1 protein-coding gene is annotated in these 738 nt (G+C 62.9%); it reads left to right on the forward strand.

Annotated elements, in window-relative coordinates:
* Nucleotides 1-199: 199 nt before the first annotated feature.
* On the forward strand, nt 200-738 hold a 539-nt coding region (locus tag GTK09_RS27095), incomplete at its 3' end, for an IS110 family transposase (protein ID WP_163466490.1).

Raw genomic sequence — 738 nt, forward strand, 5'->3', positions numbered from 1 at the left:
CGTCATTCTCGGGCCCCGTCCCGAGAATCCTGTGTGTTCGAATTGATGTATGGTGGGAAGCGGGAAGGAGGCCGGGAGAATCCTGGTCGTCCAGAAGACAGACCGCACCCTGGCATGGCCCCTTCCCGCATCTTCTTCGGAACCTGAACAGTTGCATGAGGCTGCTCGCAACAGACCTCGCACCACAGGAACAGGCACGATGACCATACCCACGATCTATGTCGGATGCGACATCTCCAAGGCGACCATCGACGTTTTCGATCCCCGTTCCGGACGGGACCTTCAAGTCGACAACACCGAGGCGGCCATCGCGGCCTTCCTCGCGGCTCTGGATCAGACAAGCAGTTGTCTGGTCTTCGAGGCGACGGGACGCTACGACCGCACCCTGCGTCATCTCTGTGATGGCGCCGGCTTGCGCTTCTGCCGGCTCAATCCGGTTCGCGTACGCCGCTTCGCCGAAGCGACCGGACGGCTCGCCAAGACCGACAGCATCGATGCCCGGCTTCTCTCGCGCATGGGGGAAATGATCGAACCCAAAGCCGAGACGACCGTCGATGCGGGACGCGAGAGGCTTGCCGCTCTCGTCAGACGGCGGGATCAGCTCGTCGACATGCGGTCCAAGCAGCGCCAGCAGGCCGAGGCAGCCGGCGATCCTGTCGTTGCCGAGGACATTGCCAGCGTCTGTGCCTTCCTCGACGAGCGGATCACCGCGATCGAAGCCGAGATCAAGAGCCAGGC

The organism is Jiella pacifica (assembly GCF_010500815.1).
Lineage (GTDB): Bacteria > Pseudomonadota > Alphaproteobacteria > Rhizobiales > Rhizobiaceae > Jiella > Jiella pacifica.